The sequence below is a fragment of the Tabrizicola sp. genome, from assembly GCF_041911175.1.
Taxonomy (GTDB): Bacteria; Pseudomonadota; Alphaproteobacteria; order Rhodobacterales; family Rhodobacteraceae; genus Tabrizicola.
The window spans coordinates 1-4,332 of record NZ_JAYRPN010000044.1 but is presented as its reverse complement, the minus strand read 5'-3'; the positions used below and the strand labels follow the sequence as shown (position 1 = coordinate 4,332).

7 protein-coding genes are annotated in these 4,332 nt (G+C 67.4%); all 7 read right to left on the bottom strand.

From position 1 onward, the window contains the following. Positions 1–1,053 (bottom strand): ATP-dependent RecD-like DNA helicase (locus ACE3P6_RS06025; protein WP_374392702.1); only part of this gene is annotated, 1,053 nt, incomplete at its 3' end. Then, the gene (locus tag ACE3P6_RS06020) at positions 1,050–1,799 is read right to left on the bottom strand and encodes a hypothetical protein (protein ID WP_068767869.1); all 750 of its coding nucleotides are present in this window, start codon (positions 1,797–1,799) and stop codon (positions 1,050–1,052) included. The genes ACE3P6_RS06020 and ACE3P6_RS06025, both read right to left, overlap by 4 nt. Next, a complete protein-coding gene (locus tag ACE3P6_RS06015) occupies positions 1,796–2,647 on the bottom strand; it encodes a hypothetical protein (RefSeq protein ID WP_374392699.1) in 852 nt (283 codons plus the stop codon). The genes ACE3P6_RS06020 and ACE3P6_RS06015 overlap by 4 nt, the downstream gene beginning before the upstream one ends. Further along, positions 2,644–2,853, bottom strand: a complete 210-nt coding sequence (locus tag ACE3P6_RS06010; RefSeq protein ID WP_068767868.1) for a hypothetical protein — start codon at positions 2,851–2,853, stop codon at positions 2,644–2,646. Before ACE3P6_RS06010 ends, ACE3P6_RS06015 begins: the two co-directional genes overlap by 4 nt. A gap of 10 nt (positions 2,854–2,863) precedes the next feature. After that, positions 2,864–3,091: a DUF6511 domain-containing protein gene (locus tag ACE3P6_RS06005; protein WP_097031834.1), complete on the bottom strand. Its 228-nt coding sequence runs from the start codon at positions 3,089–3,091 to the stop codon at positions 2,864–2,866. A 140-nt stretch (positions 3,092–3,231) separates the two neighbouring features. Further along, positions 3,232–3,462, bottom strand: a complete 231-nt coding sequence (locus ACE3P6_RS06000; protein ID WP_068767866.1) for a hypothetical protein — start codon at positions 3,460–3,462, stop codon at positions 3,232–3,234. A gap of 82 nt (positions 3,463–3,544) precedes the next feature. Beyond that, the gene (locus ACE3P6_RS05995) at positions 3,545–4,294 is read right to left on the bottom strand and encodes a hypothetical protein (protein ID WP_374392695.1); all 750 of its coding nucleotides are present in this window, start codon (positions 4,292–4,294) and stop codon (positions 3,545–3,547) included. Positions 4,295–4,332: the final 38 nt, after the last annotated feature.

Here is a 4,332-nt window from a genome sequence, read left to right as displayed (position 1 = left end):
GCCGTCGCTGTCGAATGGCGTGACACGTCGCCCGTCCTCGTCATGCACCACGGCCGAGAAGTAGAGGCTACCCTCGTCGACGATATCCTCGAGGGTCAGGAACATGCCGTTGATCAAACCGAGCGAATTGTCGTTCTTCAGGCAGATGATCTTTTCCGCCCCGCCGGTGGGAAGATATGTCCCGCCCAGCCCGGCCGCCGCCCGCATCGCATTGTTCAGCTGCAAGCGCGTCGCGTTCAGGCCGCAGATCAACTGCCCACCGCGCAGCGCATGATCCGGCGTGATGTCGCCCTTACGCAGCTTGGCGACATGGGCGTCGTAAACCCCGAACCCGATGGGCTCCCCCATCCGCGCCATGGTGGCGAGACGGATGATGGCGCTCTCGGCCGCCTGACGGTGAATCTCTGTCAGCATCACGTCGGGCGTATCGCGGGTGAAGGCTCCTTCGCCCTTGATCGGCGGCAACTGACCCGGATCGCCCAGAACGAGGATCGGTTTGCCAAAACTCATCAGATCGCGCGCCATTTCCTCGCCCACCATCGACACCTCGTCGAGGACGATCAGCCTTGCATCTGCCGCATCGCTCTGCGGGTTCAGGGCAAAGCGGGGATGCTTCATCGCCGAGAGCGCCTGCCGCATGGCCTCAATCGCGGCCTCGGCCGTGGTGCGGTCAAAGCCGGTCAGCCGCCGCGCGGCAGTCTCGGCTTCTCGGACCTTCTGCGCTGCGGCCTCGATTTCCGCTTCCGTGGCCTCGATCACAGAATAGATCAGGCTGTGGATGGTGCGCGCAGGCGTGCCTTTGCGGGTCAGCACGAGCGCCGCCTTGCCGGTGAAGGTGGCGGTGACCACACCCGGCACACAGGTGCCGTCCTTCGCGCCGCGGTGGGGCGACAGGTCAAGCTCATCGAGCGCGAACTTCAGCACCGTGCTCTTGCCCGATCCGGCATAGCCAAAGAGCCGGAACACCTGTTGCTGCTCGGTGCGGTTCTCGAACCAGTCGCGGACCTCGGCGATCGCGGCGGCCTGCGCAGCCGATGGGGTGAATTCCGTCATGTTCGCCGCGCCTCCACCGCATAATCCTTGACCACCCCGCCGCGCGCGGGATCGCCCACTTCACATTGGCGCACGAAGATGCGCCGACCGTCCGGCAACTGGCGCCAATGCCCCCGGCGCAGGTGCCAGCGCGGGCTGGCATGACTGCCACCGAGCCGCTCGGATGTGGCGCGTAGCCGGGCCGGATTGATGGCGACCTGATGCCAAGTCCAGCCGCGCACGCCATCCCGCGCGAAGGGTGTGCGCCTGATCGGGGCGATCTGGCGTTCGCTGATGCTCGCTGACGATGCGAGGATCGCGAGCCCGCGCCAGACGATGGCGGCCGCCGCCTGACCGCTTTGTTCGGCAAGCCCTGCATCGCGAAGTGCCGGATTGGTGGCAAACTCGGCGATGCCGCCATCGGCGATCCGGACATGGGCATGGATATCGGTCCAGCGTCTGGGCCTGCGCCACAGGGCGAGCCAGACCGCCTCGATGCCGTCGTCGCGCTGCCGTGCATAGACGATCTGGCTGCGGATGGTCCGACTGCGGTCGGCCAACTCAAAAATCGTCTCGGGGTGCGGCAACCGTTGCGGACCTGCCGCGAGGCGGCGGGCCAGCGCATCGACGTCGTCGGAATCGAACTGCGCCTGATCGGCGAAGCGCCAGACCGGTGCAAACTCGAACCCGTCGAGCAGGTCCGGCAGCCAGAAGCGCGCGCGATGGGCGCGGACGATGCGCTTGAGATCATAGGCGTCGGGGATCATCGCCTGGGCTCCGCCCGTTCGCGGCTGAAACGCTCCACTGGAGCGTTTCCCGGACGCCGCTCACCCCAGCACCTGGCTGCCCATGCGCAGGGCGCGTGCCATTTGCCTCCGGCCATGCCACCCCGGCAGACGACGGCCGTAGGTTCGGTCGCCGCCCGGGGCAACCATTCGCCCGCCTCGGACGCCTGCACGACCGTGACCGCGCGGTCCGACATCTCCTGCGCCAAGCGGGCATCGAACGGCACCAGTTCCGTGTGCAATTCCATCGTGTCGCGGTTCAGCGCGGTAAAGAGCGCCGGGTTGGGCAGGTCCATGTAGGCCTGATAGAGCGCGATCTGGGCGGCGTAGACGGGGCGCGCGATGCTGACGCCGCGCTTGACCACATCCTTCCAGCTGGAGGCTCCGAGCGCCTTGTTCTCCCAGAGCGCGGGGTAATCCATCGCCACGGGGCCGGAGACGAAGCAGCCGTCGATATGCCCCTTGAACCGGCCCGCCATGGCCGCGAAGCCGAACTGGCGGCCATCGGGGCGTTCGGTGCGCAGATCGAACCCGGCAATCCGGAACCAGCCCGCGACAATGTCTTCGGCCCGATGGCCAGCCTCGAAGATCCGCAGGATGCGCGGCTCGAACTCCTGGCCCTCGTCCTTCGGGACCGCGAGAAAATCGAACTGGATCTGGCGCAAGCAGTCGCGGCCCAGCCCCGAGGAACTGACATAGGTGCGGGGGCGCTCGGCGCGATTGCGCGCCGTCAGGGCGGTGTCGATGGCGGATGAGACGGCTGTGGCGATCGGCGGACGCGGCGCATCCTGACCGTAGATGCAGCCCGAGCCGTGGTTCAGGTCGATCATTGGTCGCGCTCCCAGAACCCGCCAGCCTGCGCAATGCAGGTCAGCTTGTGATGCTGGGCCTCGGTCAGCCGGGCGCGCGCGGCGAATGTTTCAAGCTTCTGGCGCAGGCTCTCGCAGAACTCGACCTCGAAATCGGTGATGGCGTTCGCCGTCGCGGCAGCAAGAAGGTCGGCCCAGGGGGCGGTTTCATTGTTCAGATCGATCATGACGGCCTCGTCAGAACGGAATCGGATCGTCATGGGCGGTGCCGGTGCGCTCCTTGCGCGCGCCCTGCGCCAGCATGCTGTCGACATAGCCGGTAACAGCCGCCTCGATCAGCCGGTCGATGTCGGCGGCGGTGCGGTGGAAGAAGGGCTCCATGAGCCCGAGGTCGGTCAGCGCTTCGGCAAAGAGCGCCCGCGCGTCGCGGATCGCCTGTGCCTCGCGGGCGGTCTTGTCGATCATGCCATTCATCCTTTGAGCGATTGCGCTGCCCACGTCCTGACAGCGGAGCGAGCAGAAGCGGTGATAGGGATAGCGGTCGTGCTGGAGCCGGTGGACGTAGCCGAAGCCGCGGGCTTCCCGCGCGCAGACGGCGCAGAGCGCTACCCCAGCAGGAAATTCGCGATCGGGTCCTCGGGCGGCCAACCCGCCCGCTGGAGCTTCTCGGTCTGCATCACGATCCAGCGCGAGATCGCGTTGCTGGCCATGGCCTCGAGGTCGCCGAGGGTAAGGCTTGCGATGGGTTGGTGCAGTCTTCCTCGGGCCTCGAGCCATGTTCCGATCTCCAGCGCGGCGGCGCGCGTCACATGCGCCTGCCATTCGTCGGGGGTCATGGGCCGGTCTGCCGGCCCATCCCCATCGGGCTCGGCGGCAGGCGACCCTGCGGACCCACCTGAGCGCCGCTTCCGCCGCACCTCAGCCATTGAGCCACGCGGGCATCGCCGGGGTGCCCGGTGCTGCGGGTGCCGGTGTTTGGGGCGTGGCCGGTGCAGCGGGTCCGGTCTGTGCGCCCCAGGTCGGAGCGGCCGTCGCAGTGGGCTGCGTTGCCGCGCCCCATGCCGGTGTCGGCGCCTGCCAGCCCGGCGCCGCGACGCTCGCGGCCTTGCGCGGCGGGGCGTTGACGGGTTCCGGCGGGACGGTTTCACCACGCATGACGGCCGTATGCTGCGGCTCGTCGGGCAGAACGACGTTGGCGATGCGGTTCTGGTCGCGGTATTGCGGGTTCGAGGCGGGCTCCACCATGATGCGGGCGGCAAAGACGATGCCGTCGAGATGCTTGAGGCCGGGCAGCACCCGCTTTGCCTTGGTCGCCGGGGTTTCGTCGCGGGGATCGAGCCCGAGGGCACTGTCGACCATGGCGCGAAACGTGGATTTCGAGATCTTCCAGCCGATGGACTGGCCTTTCTCGTCCAGTTTTCCGCCTGCCACGGTGAAGCTCTGCCAGAACTTGCGGCGAGCATGGGGGCCGTCGACCACGGTGAATTCGCAGTCGAGCATGCGGGCATCGCTGGACTGCGACGCCTTCAGAAGCCCCGCATCCGCCGGGGTCGCGCCGTTCACGCCACCGGGGCGAATGGTCAGCCGCACCTTGGCGAAGGTGCCATCCGGGATCAGTTCGCCAATGGGGGCCATCTGCGGCTGGGCGTCGTTCAGATCGTAGCTCATGTCAGTTCCTTTCAGGGATCAGGAGGCAAAAGCGGGTT